At 45.3% G+C, this 19,444-nt stretch carries 16 protein-coding genes and 1 pseudogene; 7 read left to right on the forward strand and 10 right to left on the reverse strand.

Annotation, left to right across the window (positions count from 1 at the left end):
- Positions 1-3 precede the first annotated feature (3 nt).
- Complete coding sequence (locus tag RDN79_RS01980) at positions 4-153, forward strand: hypothetical protein (RefSeq protein ID WP_298546526.1); 150 nt, start codon at positions 4-6, stop codon at positions 151-153.
- Between the two features lie 15 nt (positions 154-168).
- A complete protein-coding gene (locus tag RDN79_RS01985) occupies positions 169-726 on the forward strand; it encodes a hypothetical protein (RefSeq protein ID WP_298546528.1) in 558 nt (185 codons plus the stop codon).
- A 4-nt stretch (positions 727-730) separates the two neighbouring features.
- Here RDN79_RS01985 and RDN79_RS01990 read toward each other — a convergent pair.
- The 6 genes and pseudogenes from RDN79_RS01990 to RDN79_RS02015 form a co-directional block, all read right to left on the reverse strand.
- Positions 731-1,120, reverse strand: a pseudogene (locus RDN79_RS01990) (GyrI-like domain-containing protein); the annotation flags it as partial.
- Between the two features lie 54 nt (positions 1,121-1,174).
- A complete protein-coding gene (locus tag RDN79_RS01995) occupies positions 1,175-1,615 on the reverse strand; it encodes a helix-turn-helix transcriptional regulator (protein WP_298546530.1) in 441 nt (146 codons plus the stop codon).
- A 139-nt stretch (positions 1,616-1,754) separates the two neighbouring features.
- Positions 1,755-4,343, reverse strand: a complete 2,589-nt coding sequence (gene clpB, locus RDN79_RS02000; RefSeq protein WP_298546532.1) for an ATP-dependent chaperone ClpB — start codon at positions 4,341-4,343, stop codon at positions 1,755-1,757.
- A gap of 285 nt (positions 4,344-4,628) precedes the next feature.
- On the reverse strand, positions 4,629-5,396 hold the full coding sequence (locus RDN79_RS02005) for an ADP-ribosylglycohydrolase family protein (RefSeq protein WP_298546535.1): 768 nt from the start codon (positions 5,394-5,396) through the stop codon (positions 4,629-4,631).
- 44 nt (positions 5,397-5,440) lie between these two features.
- Complete coding sequence (locus RDN79_RS02010) at positions 5,441-6,490, reverse strand: linear amide C-N hydrolase (protein ID WP_298546537.1); 1,050 nt, start codon at positions 6,488-6,490, stop codon at positions 5,441-5,443.
- Positions 6,491-7,082: 592 nt separating this feature from the next.
- Positions 7,083-7,346: a carboxypeptidase-like regulatory domain-containing protein gene (locus tag RDN79_RS02015; RefSeq protein ID WP_298546539.1), complete on the reverse strand. Its 264-nt coding sequence runs from the start codon at positions 7,344-7,346 to the stop codon at positions 7,083-7,085.
- 231 nt (positions 7,347-7,577) lie between these two features.
- On the opposite strand from RDN79_RS02015, the gene RDN79_RS02020 reads away from it, so the two are divergent.
- The 3 genes from RDN79_RS02020 (at position 7,578) to RDN79_RS02030 (ending at position 12,188) form a co-directional block, all read left to right on the forward strand.
- A complete protein-coding gene (locus RDN79_RS02020; protein WP_298546541.1) occupies positions 7,578-10,256 on the forward strand; it encodes a family 78 glycoside hydrolase catalytic domain in 2,679 nt (892 codons plus the stop codon).
- 33 nt (positions 10,257-10,289) lie between these two features.
- Positions 10,290-11,054 carry a peroxide stress protein YaaA gene (gene yaaA, locus RDN79_RS02025; RefSeq protein WP_298546542.1) on the forward strand — a complete coding sequence of 255 codons (765 nt, stop codon included), beginning with the start codon at positions 10,290-10,292 and terminating at the stop codon, positions 11,052-11,054.
- A 78-nt stretch (positions 11,055-11,132) separates the two neighbouring features.
- Positions 11,133-12,188 (forward strand): 6-bladed beta-propeller, encoded by a 1,056-nt coding sequence (locus tag RDN79_RS02030; RefSeq protein ID WP_298546545.1) that lies wholly within the window; start codon positions 11,133-11,135, stop codon positions 12,186-12,188.
- 35 nt (positions 12,189-12,223) lie between these two features.
- Here the strand turns inward: RDN79_RS02030 and RDN79_RS02035 are convergent, their stop codons facing one another.
- The 3 genes from RDN79_RS02035 to pheT all read right to left on the reverse strand — a co-directional run bounded on the left by RDN79_RS02035 (position 12,224) and on the right by pheT (position 16,368).
- Complete coding sequence (locus RDN79_RS02035) at positions 12,224-12,979, reverse strand: hypothetical protein (protein WP_298546547.1); 756 nt, start codon at positions 12,977-12,979, stop codon at positions 12,224-12,226.
- A gap of 147 nt (positions 12,980-13,126) precedes the next feature.
- The gene (locus tag RDN79_RS02040) at positions 13,127-13,861 is read right to left on the reverse strand and encodes a YebC/PmpR family DNA-binding transcriptional regulator (protein WP_298546549.1); all 735 of its coding nucleotides are present in this window, start codon (positions 13,859-13,861) and stop codon (positions 13,127-13,129) included.
- Between the two features lie 44 nt (positions 13,862-13,905).
- Positions 13,906-16,368, reverse strand: coding sequence for a phenylalanine--tRNA ligase subunit beta (gene pheT, locus RDN79_RS02045; protein WP_298546551.1), 2,463 nt, complete (start codon positions 16,366-16,368; stop codon positions 13,906-13,908).
- Positions 16,369-16,758: 390 nt separating this feature from the next.
- Here pheT and RDN79_RS02050 point away from each other — a divergent pair, with 390 nt between their 5' ends.
- Positions 16,759-17,547 carry a class I SAM-dependent methyltransferase gene (locus tag RDN79_RS02050; RefSeq protein ID WP_298546553.1) on the forward strand — a complete coding sequence of 263 codons (789 nt, stop codon included), beginning with the start codon at positions 16,759-16,761 and terminating at the stop codon, positions 17,545-17,547.
- Between the two features lie 133 nt (positions 17,548-17,680).
- Positions 17,681-18,355 (forward strand): tRNA (guanosine(37)-N1)-methyltransferase TrmD, encoded by a 675-nt coding sequence (gene trmD, locus RDN79_RS02055; RefSeq protein ID WP_298546780.1) that lies wholly within the window; start codon positions 17,681-17,683, stop codon positions 18,353-18,355.
- A 5-nt stretch (positions 18,356-18,360) separates the two neighbouring features.
- On the opposite strand, the gene RDN79_RS02060 is transcribed toward trmD, so the two are convergent.
- On the reverse strand, positions 18,361-19,239 hold the full coding sequence (locus RDN79_RS02060; protein ID WP_298546555.1) for a DUF5032 domain-containing protein: 879 nt from the start codon (positions 19,237-19,239) through the stop codon (positions 18,361-18,363).
- Between the last annotated feature and the right edge of the window lie 205 nt (positions 19,240-19,444).

Raw genomic sequence — 19,444 nt, forward strand, 5'->3', positions numbered from 1 at the left:
AAAATGAAAGAGTTACTATTATTTATCGTTATTTTTGTTGTCTTATTTCGAATCGGAGTTAAGCTACAACGCTGGATAAACGGCACTGATAAAATTGCCAAGAACCAGAAAAAGCTTTTGCATGAGTTGAAAAAACAAGATGATAAACACTAAAATTAAGAATACAATATGAAATTGCAAAGTTTATTAGATTTGAGAGATGTCAATGTTGAAGAACTCGAAAACAGATTCAAAAATATTGCCCAATTATTATTTCAAGAGTATCACATCCAAAAAGGAAATGAGGCATATGACTTTCACGAAATAGAGTTCTATTACTACACAAATGGACATAAAGATGCCATAACTTATCCACGAATCACAGAAGCAGGTAAGTGGTTTTTCCACCAGAGTGGTGTAGACCTGACATTCAAAAGTGATTCTGAAAACTATGGCGGGATTCTGATCAAAAGCCTCAAACACGGCGATGAAATTATTTTAGGCCCTTTAAAATGTTCTTGGATACTATTTGATCTTTTCGATGCATTCAACATGACACGAGATGAATATCCATTAATCGTATGTAATGAAAAAATAGAGAAAGAGATCTTAAGCAAAAAGAGAAAAATCAACTTCAATAAAGATGACGAAACAAACCAAGCAAAAGCCCAAAACAAGTACAAAGAGGACTATCTAAATTTCGTCCATTTTATTGATGCTGAATATCTATTTTATTGTAAAAAATAACTATTTACAATAATTCAGAACGGACTTCAACGACAGGTAGCAGGACTTCGGTCAATAAATCCGTTTCCGGAGTATCTGCGACACTGTTCAAATACCGTTCTAAAATCAAGTCTTCACCCAATAGATAACCATCAGGAATTTGTTGCAAGATAGCATCATAAAAAGAATCAAGTTCGTCATAAGCCCCTTTATGCACATACAAGGCATATCGGGACTTAGGCAAAAGCATCGTTTTTATTTCATCTGTCACTTTCAGTTTCGGTAAATGACGAACCGTCAGTCCAGCATAAAAACGACATTTTTCATCAACCGTTATTTCCCGGTCATCATAACATATACCCCAATATTCTACCGCCTCTGGTAGTAAATCGTGCGACAGGGCATACTCATAAAGCCTTTCCCAACTTCTTTCTTCAAAACATTCGGAAGCACAATCGACATAACTACCTTAATAAATGAGAAAGATAATAGGTCTCTCCGTCAATTCAAGAAGAGAACAGCCTATCTTGTCCAAAACCACATCCGAAGCAAATTTATCCAATTTATACTTTGTTGGCGACTGCCAATATCTTTTCCTAAAAGCATTATAGAAAGCGGTATCGTTCGTCCAACCTGTACGTTCAGCGATTTCTTTTTGAGTATAACGCTTTTCTTTCAACAATTGTAATCCATATTCAAGCCGGACACGATTGATATACCGCCCCGGAGATTCCTTCATAACGGATTTGAAAACTAATTGGAAATTACGTTTTGACAAGCAAGCCACTTTGGAAAGCGCATTGATGCAGATTGATTCATTAAAGGCTCCGTCAGGCTCCAAAGACCAATCACGGTGTATTTGCATATTTATATAATGCAACACGGTCTCTATATGTGATTTGTAGTTCATGGTAATTTATTAACCAGACAAATATAAGTAATATCCACGATACCCTCTCTAATCTATTTACGTACAAGTAACAAAAAAAGCCCTGTCCCCCTTTTCGGGAGCAGAGCCTTTCACATAATATATATCAATCAAACCATCTTTAGTTCTTAAAGACCAAAGTTGCGCCGTCGCTGTCGATTGTGATCGGGCGGTCTTTGTTGATTTTTCCGCCCAACAATTCTTTGGACAGTTCGTTCAGCACGTATTTCTGGATAACACGTTTTACAGGACGGGCGCCAAACTGCGGATCGAACCCTTTGTCCGAGATAAACGCCAGAGCTGCATCTGTAAATTCCAGGGCAATACCGTTCTGAGCCAGCATCTTTTTCACACTATTCAGCTGAACGGTGACGATCTTACGGATCTCTTCTTCGTTGAGCGGAGTAAACATGATGATGTCGTCGATACGGTTCAGGAACTCCGGACGGATCGTCTTCTTCAGTAATTCCAACACCTGGATCTTCGTTTCATCCACTACCTGATCGTGTGTTTCGGGTGTCATCTTCTCGAAGTTTTCACGAATCAGGGACGAACCCATGTTACTGGTCATAATGATGATCGTATTCTTGAAGTTGACGACACGTCCCTTATTGTCGGTCAGACGTCCGTCATCCAACACCTGCAAAAGGATATTGAAAACATCCGGGTGGGCCTTCTCAATCTCATCAAACAGAACGACCGAATAGGGTTTACGGCGGATCGCTTCCGTCAACTGGCCACCTTCGTCATAGCCGACATATCCCGGAGGCGCACCGATCAAACGGGTCGCACTGAACTTTTCCTGATATTCGCTCATGTCGATACGTGTCATCATGTTCTCGTCGTCGAACAGATATTCAGCCAACGCTTTGGCAAGTTCCGTCTTACCGACTCCTGTCGTACCGAGGAAAATAAATGAGCCGATCGGTCGTTTCGGGTCTTGCAATCCCGCACGGCTACGGCGCACGGCATCGGAAATCGCACTGATCGCCTCTTCCTGCCCGATCACACGCGTGTGCAATTCGGATTCGAGATGGAGCAATTTTTCCTTTTCGCTCTGCATCATCTTGCTGACGGGAATTCCGGTCCAACGAGATACTACATCCGCGATATCTTCACTGTCTACTTCTTCCTTGATCATGGCGGCGGCGCCTTGCATCGTCTTCAGTTTTTCCTGAACTTCTTCTATCTCCGCTTCTTTCTGTTGGATCTTTCCGTAACGGATTTCGGCTACTTTACCGTAGTCGCCTTCACGTTCGGCCTTATCGGCTTCAAACTTCAGGTTTTCGATATCGATCTTATTCTGCTGGATCTTGTTGATCTGCTCTTTTTCGCTTTGCCACTGGGCCTTCTGTTTCGTTTCTTCGTCCTTCAGGTCAGCAATTTCCTTATTGAGTTGTTCCAGTTTTCCTTTATCGTTTTCACGCTTGATCGCTTCACGTTCGATTTCCAGCTGTTTGATACGACGGGATACCTCATCGAGGGATTCCGGCACGGAGTCGATCTGCAAACGCAGGCGGGCTGCGGCCTCATCCATCAGATCGATCGCCTTATCGGGAAGGAACCGGTCGGTGATGTATCGTGTAGACAGTTGGACGGCGGCGATGATTGCATCATCTTTGATACGAACCTTATGGTGGTTCTCGTATTTTTCCTTCAAACCACGCAGGATGGAAATGGCATCCAATTCGTTCGGTTCGTCTACCATAACAATCTGGAAACGACGTTCGAGCGCCTTGTCCTTCTCAAAATATTTCTGATATTCATCCAGTGTCGTAGCACCGATCGAACGCAATTCGCCACGGGCCAAAGCTGGTTTCAGGATATTGGCGGCATCCATTGCGCCTTCGCCCTTGCCGGCACCGACCAATGTATGGATCTCATCGATAAAAAGAATGATTTCCCCATCCGATTTAGTCACTTCATTGACTACGGCTTTCAGACGTTCTTCAAACTCACCTTTATATTTGGCACCGGCAACCAAAGCCCCCATATCCAAAGAGAAAATCTGTTTCGATTTCAAGTTCTCCGGCACGTCGCCCCGCACGATACGATGTGCAAGACCTTCGGCAATCGCCGTCTTACCGACACCCGGTTCGCCAATCAGGATCGGATTGTTTTTCGTACGGCGGCTCAGGATCTGAAGTACACGGCGGATTTCGTCGTCACGGCCGATCACCGGGTCCAACTTGCCGCTACGGGCACGTTCGTTCAGGTTGATTGCATATTTACCCAGCGCATCATATGTATCTTCGGCAGACTGGCTGGTTACTTTATTTCCTTTCCGCAACTCTTCAATGGCCTGGCGTAATTCGTTTTCCGTCACACCGGCATCTTTCAGAATCTGGGAAGCTGTGCTCTTTTCCGTGAACAAGGCCAAAATGATCGGCTCCAGAGAAACGTACTGGTCTCCCATTTTGGATGAATAGTCGATTGCTTTCTGCAAAACGGCATTCGCTTCACTCGACAGGTAAGGTTCTCCGCCTGATACTTTCGGCAACGAACTGATCTGTGCATCCAACACACGGTTCAGATTCTGGATATTGACACCCAGTTTCTGAAAGATGAAATTGGTCACACTTTCACCCGTCATAATGACACCTTTCAGCAAATGCACGGCTTCAATCGCCTGCTGCCCGTTCTGAGTAGCAAGTTGCACGGCCTGCTGAACGGCTTCCTGTGCTTTAATTGTAAAATTGTTTAAATTCATATAGTTATACTCCTTTCAATTCTATTTTTCATTTCTAATTCTCACATACATTCCTACAAAACAAATACCAGAAACAAAATATGTCATTTTGTCACATATTTTAAAACTACGTATTTGACGAACCTGTCGAACAGTCTCGTTTCACGCCGCTTTTTACATGTTGTCGGGAAAAGAACAAGGCGGTAGGGAAAAAGGTTTACTTTTGCCTTGTCAAGATGGGACTTTTTCTACTTAACTTTTGATCATCAATAAAGAATATCGTAGATATACGAAAAAATCCGATAATCATATTTTTCGATAAAACTCTTCAATAACTTCGGCAAAAGTCTCCGGCAGCCGTCTCAACACTTCGATTTTCCAGTCTTCGGATATTCCATAAAAGGCTTCTGCTATTCCTCCCGTAATGCAGGCTAACGTGTCTGAATCACCACCGAGAGAAATGGCCAAACGGATTGCTGTTTCAAAATCCGTACTTTCCAAAAAGGCGACGATTGCCTCCGGGACGGTTCCCTGACAGCTTGGGTTAAAGTGATAATCCGGCCGGATTTCGTCACAGGTAAAATTCAAATCATAGAAGAAAGTCGCTTCAATATATTCCCGGATAGCTTGCTTGCTTTTTCCTGTACGAGCCAGATAGATAGCGGCAGCCACAGCTTGAGCCCCCTTGATCCCTTCCGTATGGTTATGGGAAACGGCAGCCGTCTCTTCAGCCACTTGCAACGTCTTTTCCAACGAATCGAACATCCATCCCACTGCGCTAACCCGCATAGCCGAACCATTGCCCCAACTATTATAAGGCTGCGGATTCGTTTCACAAAGCCATTGCCCGAAACGTGCCCCATAGCCACCCATCGGACACGGGAACTCCCTGCCGTAACGGTGCATAACTTGCACCAGATTCCCTCCATGCAATAGCCAGTCGGCCACGGCGACCGTCATAATCGTATCATCCGTATAACTGCTTTTTCTGGTAAATAACGGAAAAGCCGTTGTCTTTATATTATCAAACTCATATACGGAACCGACAATATCCCCGGCTATTGCTCCTATCATATTGCTCTCTTTTTTATTTGGATATAAAAATACAAAACAGTTTCTTATATTCCAAACAGAAAATGAAGTGTCTTTCCGGCTTGGAACTTTCCGGCGGCATTGCCTGCATAAATCTCCCCATCCGTGAGCGTCAGCTTCTTCGCCGGAGCTCCGGCCCTAAAATCCAGGTCTTTGAAGTCGATCCAGAAAATATCGGGACTAAGCGTTGACTCGAAATAGTACACTTTATTCTTTTGATCTGCCACCGTACGCCAGCGTGTCGAAGCGATATTGGGCTGTTCGGGAATAGATATCCCCAAAGGAACCGAAACATTGCGCATCACACTGAAAACACCGGCGACAGCCTGCCGGAAATTACCGGTTTGCGGCAGTGCCTGGATATAAAACGATGCACGGACAAAACGATCGGAAGCGCGGTTGGTTCCGGGTAGCATAACCAAACCGCCGATCTGCTTCCAGTAATCATTCAAAGTCAACTGTTTGTCATAGGTAGGAGAATTTGTCATTATCTGGCATTCACGTCCCTCATGAATAATCAGATTGCCATCAATATATTCAAAGATGGCGCTATTCCCGGTCGCGTCCGAAATGGAAAGGTGCAAGGTAGATTTGGCTCCGTTGGGTAAATCCGGAGCGTCGATACGGAAAATTTCCCGGCTCAGTTCATTCACTGCTTCGTCCACCGTCGCAAAATTGTCCAAGACATATTGTGTCCAGATGCTCAGCCCCATCACCGGACGATGATCATTCGGACGATGATAGGAAGATTCGGTCAGGAAAAGCAAGTTCGCCACCAGGCCTTTTTCATTCATACCGTCACAAACCCCGATATCATATCCGGCGGTCACGACACTCCCGTATTTGGAAGTCCACGTTACCGTATTATCCGTAATCCCTCCCCGCTTCTCCATTCCCCTCGGAAAGAGATAAATATTCGACTGCGGGTCTTCCTTCCAATCCATCGTCCTTCCGGTCACGATCATATCATCCGGGCCCAGATAGACCGCACGCGTACAGGCATTGCTTTGCTCTGCCAAAAACATCAGGCCTACAACCGCCACAGATAAGGCTGCCAACTTATTTCTCTTTGTCATAACTATAATTTTAAATATCTCCAAACTATACCTATAACAGGGATACGTGCATGATAGTTCCGGTTGTTCAGAACAACTTATAACAGAATAAAATCGACAATAACCCCTGTTTGCGCCATTTTTCTATTTCATCGAGAATTCCGGCTCATTTTGTTCTTACATTTTGTCCGGTTCAAGTATTTACGAGATAACACAGGCATCATGAAGCAGGCATCTCATCCATACGTCGTTTTTGTTTTGTCAGTCTAAACGTAATAAATGTAACAATGTGGTAAAACTTAACTCCCGGAGAATCGAATATTCCCGGACAAAGAGGAAACGTCCCCAATTTATGCCAATGGATTTTTCCATCCTTTTTCCTGTGAGGTGCGCAGTTTATTTCCACGAAGACGGTCGTCAGTGCCGCGAAGTGCCGAGATTGTCAGTAATGACGACCGTCTTCATGGCGACAAAGTCCCTCATCAGAGCGATGAAGACCGTCTTCACGGCAGCAAACCGGCAAATAAATAAAAAAAGCCGTTTTTCACCCTCTAAAAAGAAGCTTCTAAATCTTACAACCGGGAGGCTGTCCAATTGTGAAATAATCTTTTATTTACAATAAGGGGGAGATACAATTAATCCTACCTGCATTTTTATGTTGCACGATCAAGCGATATTCTTCCGGCCGGCTCTCCAGCATAAAAGTCCCGTCTACCTCTGAAATAGAAGCGCTTATATAAGTAGAATCTATTGCCTGCAAAACGATGGTCGCACCGTCTACCGGTTGGTTTTCATTGTCCGTAACCTTTCCTGTGATATTCTGTGCCTGCAAGGAGGCAACAAAGAATAATAGTAAAATACCGATCCCGATTTTCATCTAATATAAAGTTTGTATTAATTTCCACTCTCCCTTAACAAGGGGTATTCATCACTCACCGGACATAATCAGCTGTCCATCATTTTCTAATACGCCGTAAACATACATAATTAATCGAAAAGAACAGCAAGTATTAAAGAATATAATCCAATAGATGAGTAAGAGTCCAAAGGGAAATTCTATATTTGTATATAAATCATCTTTCTTTGTTTAACAGACAAATCAACCGTCATGAAAATACTCTGGATTTTACTAATCAGCTTGTTCCCCATTTACGGTATGGCGGAAAGCAGCATGCATATATACGACCTGCAGTGCGAATATCAAACCGCCCCTTTAGGCATCGACACGGAAACGCCACGTTTCTGTTGGAAACTGTCCGACAATGTACTAACCCGCGGACAAAAGCAAACCGCCTACCGGCTATTGATAGCCAGCAGCCCCGCCCTGCTCGACCGGGACGAAGCTGATATCTGGGACAGCGGAACAATTTCTTCCAATCAATCCACTCTTATCGCCTACGAAGGGAAAAAGCTCCTTTCCGATCAAACTTATTATTGGAAGGTCCGGGCGTTCGACAAGGACAACCAAGCGACCGACTGGAGCCCGACCGCCCGTTTCTCTACCGGCCTGTTTTCATCCTCCGATTGGAAAAGCCAATGGATAAAGCATCCCGACGCACCCGCCGAGCAACACATCTGGTTCCGGAAAAATTTCTCGTTGGCACAACCGGCAGAGGAAGCACTATTACACATTGCTTCGATGGGATATCACGAACTGTATGTCAATGGCAAGAAAGCGGATGACCGTGTTTTGGCTCCTGCCCTCACACGGCTGGACAAACGGGTATTATACGTCACTTACGATATTACCCGGCTACTGAAAAGCGGTTCGAACACGATTGCGATCTGGTTCGGTCCCGGCTGGGCACGCTATAATTATTTTTCCGGCAGCATTCATCCGGCCCTGCGGGCACAGACCGATATCCGTACAAAAGACGGAAACCATCTCTCCATTCGTACGGACAACAGTTGGAAATGCTGCACCAGCAACAGCCGGAACATCGGTAAATATCAATACTCCGATATGGGAGGCGAATGTGTTGACGGCCGGAGATACGAGACAGATTGGAACAGTCCTGCTTTTGACGACAGACAATGGAAAGCAGCAGAAGAGACCTCCCTGAATGTCGCCCTGTCCGCCCAGATGATGGAACCAAGCCGCATCATCGAAACACTCCCGGCGCAAAAGATAACCGACACGATTCGCGGAATTTACAAAGTCGATATGGGAAAGAACTTCACCGGATGGCTGGAACTGAAGATGAACGGGATGGCTGCCGGCGACACCGTAGTGATCATGGTTGCCGACGATCCGGAAACCTTGCAGGATTTCGGTCAGCGCAACCTCTACATCTGCCGTGGGGAACCGGGCGAATCATTCCGCAACCGTTTCAATTTTATCGCCGGGCGCTATATCAATATCGAAGGCTTGAAACAAAAGCCCCACACGTCGGATATCAAAGGATATGTAATTGCAACCGACTTGCAACAGAGCGGGTATTTCAACTGTTCCGATGATTTGTTCAACCGGATATATGAAACGGATTTATGGACATACCGCATGTGCACGACGGAAGGTTACACCTCCGACTGCCCGCATCGCGAAAGGTTGGGATACGGGGAAGTCGCTTTCGCCACAGCATGGGGGATCGCCCTTCCCAACTACCGTTCTGCCGCCTATTTGGCCAAACATGTCCGCGACTGGACAGATGTACAGGAGTGGACCGGCTGGATACATCATACGGCCCCGCAAATCAACGAGCATTATGGCGGACCGATGTGGAGCAGTGCCGGATTGAATATCAGTTGGGAATATTACCTGACATACGGAGATAGACGGATTCTGGAAACAGTCTATACTTCTGCCAGGCAATGGCTCGAATACCTGTATCAACACAGTGCATGGGGATTACTTGAAGCCTATGCCGGCGGGGGTAAATTCCTGGGTGACTGGGCAGCTCCCGAACAGAGGAAGGAATTTGGCGGAACACCGGAGTCATTCTTCTTTAACAACTGCGTCTATGCCATGAACCTGGAAACCGTTGCACAAATCGCAGAACGGTTGGAGAAACCCGAAGATGCCGCCCTTTACCGGAAAAGGCTGGACGCACTGAAAAAAAAGATACAATCCCAATTCTTCGACAAAGAAACCGGCTTATATATGGAAGGGAATCAAGTGCAAACTGCCTTCCCTCTGTTGAGAGAAATTACTCCAGACAGCCTCTACACAAACGTTCTTTCCCATTTCGAAAAGGAATTCACCCACAACCACCCGTACTTGGATATGGGAAGTTCCGGTCTCCCAGTCTTGCTGAAATTTCTGACCGAAAAACATGAATATAACGAAACGATGGCTCGTCACCTGTCCGAGACCAATGAACCCAGCTACGGTTATTTCCTGAAACGGGGCGAAACGACCTGGCCGGAATACTGGAATGTCGATGTGCCGAGCCGCATTCATACTTGTTATACAGGAATCGCATCCTGGTTCATTAAATGCGTAGGCGGCATCCGTCCCGATCCGGCTCATCCGGGATATCAACAGTTCATTATCAAGCCATCGCCCGTCAGCTGCCTGAAATTTGCCCGGACGGAAACCGAATCTCTTTACGGCACGATCAAAAGCGAATGGAGCAAAAAAGAGAATCTGCTTAAATTGGATATATCGATCCCGATCAATACACAAGCAACCGTTTATCTTCCTGCGGAAGGGAGTTCCCACATCCGGGAAAACGGTCAACCTCTGGCAAGCTCCGAAGGCATCACAATCTTGAAGGAAAGAGGAAAAGAATGTATTGTGAAAGTCGAATCAGGGCATTATTCCTTCACTATGAAAAAAAATAACTAATTTTACTGACAGAAACCAAAGACATTCACAAGTATGCATATCATCTTATCTCCGGCCAAGACGATGGCCGGAACATCCAAAATAAAAGCTCCCGGCGGTACAATACCCCGGTTTAACCAGGAAGCGATCGAGATTGCATTGCACATGGCTCAATATCCCGCCGAAGAATTAGGCAGGATGCTAAAGCTCAGCCCCAAGTTGATGCTGGAAAGTTATAACCGTTTTCAGCATTTCCATTCTGCGGAAGAGAAACCGCTACAGGCTTTGTTAGCTTATACGGGTGTCGTATTCAAGAACATCCATCCCAAAGATTTTACTGAGGCGGACTTCCGCTTTGCCCAGGATCACCTGCGGTTCGTTTCCATCTGTTACGGTCTCCTTCGTCCGTTAGACCTGATCAAACCTTACCGGATGGAATATGATGTAAAACTGCCCGAATTAGGAGAAGGGAATATGTATGCTTACTGGCGTAGCCGGCAAACAGAACCGCTTATCGAAGAGGTGAAAGCCGACGACAACCTGCTGGTCAACCTGGGCAGCATGGACCTGCAACCATCATTCGACTGGAAAAAGATAGAACAATCCGTCCGTATCATCACACCGGATTTTAAAGTCTGGAAAAACGGTAAAGCCGAAACAATCGTGATCTACGCCAAGATGGCGCGTGGACAAATGACCCGTTACATCATTAAAAACCGGATTACCGATCCGGAAGCATTAAAAGGTTTTACCTGGGAAGGATTCCGGTACCGGGAAGAATTGTCCTCCGAAAGCAACTGGGTTTTCTTGCAAGATTAAAATATCCTTGCAATAAACCGGCAGTATCGTCCGTTTATACAAAGGAATGGTTGGATAGTATTTTAAATTAGAAATGAGATGAGAAAAACCTTCAATCTTTTATTTATATGCCTGATGGCCTTATACGGCCGGATCGGATATCAAATGATCTGTAATACAGATTTGCCTCAATGCCAACCGGAAGGAAGCCTGTCCGATGTTGCCGAGGAGGTGATCGCCATTCCTTTGGAAACAAATGAACATTGTCCCTTGAAAAAGATCAAGATGATCAAGCGCGACCGGGAAGACATCTTCCTTGTCAGTGATCGTCGACTTTATCATTTCAACAGTTCCGGCCAATTTCTCGGACAAATAACGGCACACCGGCCGGGAACGGGACAGCCTGTCGAACTGGCCGATTACGCGGTCGATCCCGTCCACGACCGGCTGATCGTGATCGGCACCGGACATGAGGTGTATTATTACGATTACGACGGGCAACTCCTTTTCCAAAGCATTCTCCCTCAAGATGCTTCATGGAAAACGTTCGGGCATATGGCTTACTTTGACAACCACCTGTGGGCGACAATCGACTTGGTCAATTCAGAAAACAGGCAAGCTCCGACAGTCGAACAATGGCTCTATAAGTTCGATCTCGGTTTTAAAGAAGTCGGGAAACGCAAACTGGACGCAGCCGACTTAGGGCGGATGGATATCAATCACAAGACAGGTCCCGAAATAGCCGTCAAGGACGGGCACGTGTATGTACAAGCTCCATCCTTACAGCCGGCCCACATCTTGAACGACACGCTCTATCTTATCAGTTGCAACCAGTTGGCTGTCACGGAGGACTATGCTAAGATTCTTCCCTTGCAGATCGGGACACGTTTTTTAGTCTCCACACACTACGATCCTACCTTGCCGGAACGCAGCTATACATTTTGTTACGACCAACTAAAGACAAAGGCATATAACGTGCAAGGAGGACTGGAAGACAATTTCTACAAGACAGGCAAGATCCCCGAACTTCAATCCATAGACCTTCAGAGCAACACCTACTGTTATTGTAAAAGCGGCAAAGAGCTCGCCTACTCTTTTCCCGACCGGACAGACAAAGGCAATCCCGTCTTATTTATAGTAAAAATGAAAGCCTGACTTCACGGCCAGGCTTTCATTTTTAGAAATCAGAATTAGAAAATCCGTCCACAAAGGCGTATCTTCATAACCGGATAAACAGTCAGCTTATCCATGACTTTCGAAAACGTATCGTCCGGATCGACTTCATCCAACAAATTGTCTACATTGCCATAGTCCGTATAGACATCCGGTTTGCCGTGGAACTGGACACCCAATTCGAACATCACGCCAAGCCGTTTCTTCGGTACGGCACGGCCGAACCCCAGTCCTACATACGGACGGAAATTTGAGACCTTCAAGCCGCCTGACACGTTACCGTCTTTGTCTACCGGAATCGTATAATCACCGATAACGATACCGGCCTTGCCGGCTTCGGCTACCAATTCCTTCAATTCATCACTATGCCCGCTTATCTTCAGCAAAGTACCCCCACCGAAGTAAGCACCGGCAGTCAAAAAGAAGGCGCCCTTGTTAAAGGGATAATAATTCACAAGCAATTCACCGGAAACCCGCTTGATACTTCCTTCCAGATCGATTGAAGAAGGGACACTTATCCCTTGAACAGCATCCACTTCAACATCCACATCCGTACTCATGCTGAAATCCGGCATAATGGAAAAGCCGCCACGTAAAGCGAAGTGGGGAGTGATGGGAGTCGCCACATTCACATCGATACCGGTAGTACCGACGCCCACGCCTACTGCTAAAGAATTAAACACTCCCAATTCCTTTTGGGCCATCACATTACTCACAATCGCGCCTGAGAAGGCCAACAAAATAACACAAAGTAGAGCTCTAAAACTTTTCATAATTTCTAAAAAATGTATTTGTATTGAAATAAAGTATGACAAAGGAAAGAAGAATTTTCGATATAAAGGCGGATATAAAATAAAAAAGAGAGTACTGAGGGTTAATAATCCCAGCACTCTCTTTTTTATTTTATAACAATGACGAACTTATTCTTCGTCTTCGCTTTCGTCTTCCTTCATATTGTGGAACACATTCTGGACGTCGTCGTCTTCTTCCAACTTCTCGATCAATTTTTCGATTGCTTCACGCTGTTCGGCTGTAACTTCTTTCAAGTCGTTCGGAATGCGTACAAATTCGCTACTTGTAATGTCGAAGCCATTTTCTTCGAGGTATTTCTGAATAGCGGAGTTCTGTGCAAATTCACCGTAAATGACTACTTCATCTTCGTCTTCATCCAATTCGTCTACACCGTAATCGATCAATTCCAGTTCCAGATCTTCCAGCGAGATACCTTCTTTTTTGGCAATATGGAATACACACTTATGATCGAACAAGAATTCGAGGCTACCGCTCGTACCAAGTGAACCGCCGTGTTTGTTGAAATAGCTACGAACGTTTGCCACCGTACGGGTCGTATTGTCGGTTGCCGTTTCTACGAAAATAGCGATACCGTGAGGTCCATAACCTTCGTAAGTCATTTCCTTATAACCGGAGAAATCTTTTTCGACCGCACGTTTGATAGCGCGTTCCACATTTTCCTTCGGCATGTTCTCTTTCTTGGCATTCTGCATCAATGCACGCAAATGCGGGTTGTTCTCAGGATCCGGACCACCTGCTTTTGCGGCTATCGTAATTTCTTTACCTAACTTAGTAAATACACGGGCCATATTGCCCCAACGCTTAAACTTTCTCGCTTTGCGAAACTCAAACGCTCTTCCCATGATTTATGATCTTTATTTTTTGATTTTTAATTCTTAATTTTCAATTATCTCAATTGTGCACCCAACTTCTGTTCCAGGTTCGTCCTGATCTTTTTCATGATAGCGTCGATCTGCTTATCATTCAAAGTCTTCCCTTCATCCTGCAGATAGAAGCTGACTGCATACGATTTCTTTCCTGCCGGCAGGTTCTTTCCTTCGTACACATCGAACAAAGCAACGCCTTTCAACAGTTTACGTTCGCTCTCGGTTGCGACCTTCTCAATTTCGGCAAATTGGACGTTCTTATCCAGCAACAGGGCGAGGTCGCGTTTTACAGCCGGGAACTTGGAGATTTCAGAGAAGGTAACCTTGCTCTTCTTGATTTCTTTCATCAACAATGTCCAGGAAAGTTCTGCATAATAGACTTCCGTTTCAATATCCATTTCTTTGCAGATCTTCGGGTTGACGATACCCATCGTACCCAACTGACGACCGGACGAAGTGGTAATGCTCAAACCTGCCGAATAGATATCGTTAGCCAGATTGCCGAAGATAACCTTCTGCAAGTTCACACCGAGCCGAACCAAGATATTTTCCACATACGCTTTCAGTTCGTAGACGGAAGACTTTTCATTCGGATGCGCCCAATTGTTATCCACACGGCTACCGCTCACCCACAAGCCCAAACGGTATTCTTCCGAGAATTCGGCCAATGTTTCACCTTCCTTCTTATGGTCGATATTGTAATCGTAGCAGTTTCCGAATTCAAAGAAACGGATATTGCCATTCTTGCGTTTCGCATTATGTTCGATACTTTCCAAGCCTCCGAACAACAACGTCTGACGCATGCAATTCAGATCAGCGCTCAACGGATTCATCAACATCACACAGTGAGAAACCGGATAAGTGGAAAGATGGTCATAGTAAGCCGAGCGTGTCAGCGAGTTATTCAGAATCTCGTTGAAACCGCAACCGCAAAGTTGTTCGGAAATCAGGTTCTGCAATTTATAACTGCGGTCGGTCGGAGTCTGATAACTCAGATTGGACTTCACATTGTCACTGAATTCCACATTATTATATCCGTAAATACGGAGAATATCTTCGATCACGTCGACATCGCGCTGTACATCGATACGATATACGGGCACATCGACCACCAAACCTTCAGCCGTTTCGGAAACGATCTTCATTTCCAAGCTATCCAGAATGCTCTTGACCGTTTCAACCGGAATCACCTTGCCGATCAACGTATTGACCTTGTTGTAAGTCAGTTCCACACGATAGGGGGCAACCGGAGCCGGATAGATGTCCTGAATGGCGCCCGTAATCGTTCCGCCTGCCACTTCTTGAATCAACAGGGCGGCACGTTTCATCACCTCAACCGTCTGGTTCGGATCGAGGCCGCGTTCATAGCGGAAAGAAGCATCCGTATTCAGGCCGAAACGACGGGCTGTCTTACGAATCCAGGTCGGATGGAAAGTGGCGGCTTCCAGGAATACATTCTTGGTCTGTTCCGTCACGCCGGAATCGAGTCCGCCGAATACACCGGCGATACACATCGGCTCTTCCACATTGCAAATCATCAGGTCACGGTCGGTCAACGTACGTTCCACACCATCGAGCGTCACAAACTTGGAGCCTTCCGTCGCCGAGCGCACCACGACTTTATTGCCTTTGACCTTATCAGCATCGAAAGAGTGCAAAGGCTGTCCCACGCCGTGTAGGATATAGTTCGTGACATCCACCACATTATTAATAGGACGCATGCCGATCACCTTCAAGCGGTTCTGCAGCCATTCCGGGCTTTCCTTAACGGTTACGCCTTTGATCGTGATGCCAGAATAGCGCAGGCAGGCTTCTTTATTTTCAACGACTACTTCGATAGCCGGAGTTTCGTCATCAATCTTGAAAGCATCCACACTCGGACGTTTCAGGTGGGCAGGCTTACCGTTCTGTTTCAAGTAAGCGGCCAGGTCGCGGGCTACACCGAAATGAGAAGTGGCATCCACGCGGTTCGGCGTGATATCGACTTCCAGCACATAGTCGCTCTTCACATTATAGTATTCTTTGGCCGGAGTACCGACTACCGCATCAGCCGGCAGTACGATGATGCCTGCATGATCCGTCCCGATACCGATTTCATCTTCAGCACAGATCATGCCGTTCGATTCAACGCCACGGATCTTGGAACGCTTGATCGTAAAGCACTCGTCACCATCATACAATTTAGTGCCGTTTACAGCGACAACCACTTTCTGTCCGGCAGCCACATTCGGCGCGCCACAAACAATCTGAAGGGGTTCCGCGCCGCCTACATTCACGGTTGTAATGTGCAAGTGATCGGAATTCGGATGTTCTTCGCAAGTAAGAACTTCACCGATGACAAGTCCTTCCAATCCGCCTTTAATGGTTTGAACTTCTTCTACTCCACCGGTTTCCAAACCGATAGAGGTAAGTGCTGCTGCTACTTCATCAGGCTGTAAATCAAAATCAAGATAATCTTTCAGCCAATTGTAAGATATATTCATCGCTTTAAAATTTATTCAGTAAAGAGACGGGCCGTCCGGCCGACGCCAAATTGACGGACAAAAGTACAAATAATTATTTAAAATATGGGACAATAGCAAAACGAAAATATAGTTCCATGCCCATGGAACTAAAATTATACGAGCATGGAACTAAAATTCCATGCGGAAGAAAATTAGAATGAATAAATTTGTATCTTTGCGGCATGAGAAAGACATTTAAATCGGATTCGGTTCTTTAAACAATCTGTTCTTCCGATACGGATTGTCCCTTCGTTTGCTCTCGGAAATTCTTTTGAGAGTGTTTCTTTTATTATGATAATTCAAGTTTAATCTGTGTACAATAAAGAGAGCATTGTTATGCTTTCCGTATGCACAATATTCATCAAGGCAATGAGTAACGAAAATAAAACGATTCACGATTTCGAACTTAATTTAATCTGTGACTTTTTTTCCAATATGGAACGGCAGGGACCCGGAAGTCCCGAAGTGACACTGAAAGCATTGAGCTTTATAGATAATCTCACCGATACATCCCTTATCGCCGACATCGGATGCGGGACAGGCGGCCAAACAATGGTATTGGCCGGACATGCACCAGGACAAATCACCGGGGTCGACCTCTTTCCCGGCTTTATTGAGATCTTCAATCGTAATGCGAAACGGTCGGGCTGGCAAGACAGAGTAAAAGGGATCGTCGGATCAATGGATAACCTTCCCTTTCAGGAAGAGGAATTTGATCTGATCTGGTCGGAAGGTGCCATTTATAATATCGGCTTTGAACGGGGCTTGAAGGAATGGCGTAAATATTTGAAAAAAGGAGGTTATATCGCTGTTTCTGAAAGCTCGTGGTTTACAGACGAACGTCCTAAGGAAATCAACGATTACTGGGTAGATGCATATCCTGAAATAGACACGATTCCCAACCAGGTTGCCAAGATATACAAGGCTGGATATCTGCCTGTTGCCACATTCGTTCTGCCTGAGACCTGCTGGACGGAGCATTATTTTGTTCCCAAGATTGCAGCCCGGAAGATCTTTCTTAGTAAATATGCAGGAAATAAAACCGCCGAAGAATTCAGCGCACTTCAATCTTCAGAAGAAGTTCTATATCGCAAGTATAAAGAATTTTACGGATATACCTTCTTCATCGCAAAGAAGACTGACGATGACTGTATTTAAGTGAAAGTGCTCACGATCTTTTAGGCACGGATTCACTCGGTAATCCGTGCCTAAATTATGGCTATACCTCCTTATATTTTGCGGACTACCATAAATCTCCTACCTTTGTATCCTAAATCTGAAATAATATATGATGCGCATAGATATACTGACCGTACTTCCCGAAATGATCGAAGGAATGGTGAACTGCTCTATCGTGAAACGGGCACAGGACAAAGGTCTGGCTGAAATACATCTACATAATCTGCGGGATTACACGACCAACAAATGGCGGCGCGTGGACGATTATCCTTTCGGAGGTGAAGCCGGCATGGTAATGCAGATCGAGCCTATCGACCGGGCCATCTCGGCTTTGAAAAGCGAAAGGGAATATGATGAAGTCATTTACACATCACCGGACGGGGAAACCTTCAACCAGCCGATGGCAAACAACATGTCGATGCTGGAGAATCTGATCATCCTTTGCGGGCATTACAAAGGGATCGACTACCGCATCCGCGAGCACCTGATCACAAAAGAAATATCCGTTGGCGATTATGTCCTGACTGGAGGCGAACTGGCTGCCGCCATCATTACAGATGCTGTCGTACGCCTCATCCCCGGAGCAATCGGCGACGAACAAAGCGCCCTCTCCGACTCATTCCAGGATGATTTGTTGGCTCCTCCGGTCTATACCCGGCCAGCCGATTACAACGGTTGGAAAGTACCCGAAGTCCTCTTGTCCGGACACCAACGCAAGATTGAAGAATGGCGCTTGCAACAAGCCCAGGAAAGGACTGCCCGGTTACGCCCCGATTTATTGAAGTAGACGTTCTACTTCTGCTCTACCACGAGATTATAGATAAACGCATATTCATACGTGTGCTTTTCCGCAGTAGCGCCGTTCACGGGGTTGATCTTTTCTTCAATCGTCATGCCAGTGATATAATCGCCGGTCAACGTATAGCGGAATGTATATTCGGCGCAGATATCCGTTGCCTCGGAGACATTATACCAATAGGCGCGGGTCGGCAGATCCCGATTCATCTTCCCATACAACAGGTTGATCGGTGAAATCACATCAAAACCGACCGGTTGAAATGAATTGACAACCCGGAACGGGAAGTTTTCCGGACGCAATTGGGAATTATATTCATATGTAATCTCTTTCTGTGGCAGGAAAGCGTAGTGCACCACGTTTCCGTTTTCCCATGAATAGCGATCCACTTCACCCATTTCTCTCTTCTGATATCCCGAACCGTTCTCGTTCGGCCACTGTATAACCTGTGAGACCGATTTCAACCAATTGGAATTATACGTGTACCTGTTTTCTGCCGCCGTATAGACAACATTACTCATATACTTGTTTTCGGATTTTTCTTCCTTGGTCGCAATCATATTTCCGCTCAACGTGTAAACCGTATGAACAAACGGATTAGTCATAGAGCCGTCGACCATTTTCACGCCGCTTACGGAAATCGTCTTGTCAACTATAATATAATTATCGGTAAACTGATTTCCTTCCGTATTCAATACTATCCGATTGATTTGTTTGTCCTGGTCGTAAGTAATATCCGCGCTAAAAAAAGCATTTCCGTCTTTCGTACATGTTACGTTCGTCAGTTTATTCAACTCAGGAACAGACGGCTTATCATCATCTCCGCAAGACACAAGTCCCGCCGCTATCAAAAGCATGCTTAAAAATTTCTTCATCTCTCTTTCTTTTTATTATTCGATCTTACAAAAATAGGACATTTGCAAAAATAACGGACGAAGTAACCTATTTTAAGTAATTCTACTTGAAGTAATGCAAGTAAACCATTAGCTTTGCAACATAATTTATCATAATAAATAGCTAATAACAAACATCTTACAATAAGATAAAACGTAAATCATACAATATCTAAAATTTAATAAC

The organism is uncultured Parabacteroides sp. (assembly GCF_902493135.1).
In the GTDB taxonomy this organism is placed as follows: Bacteria; Bacteroidota; Bacteroidia; order Bacteroidales; family Tannerellaceae; genus Parabacteroides.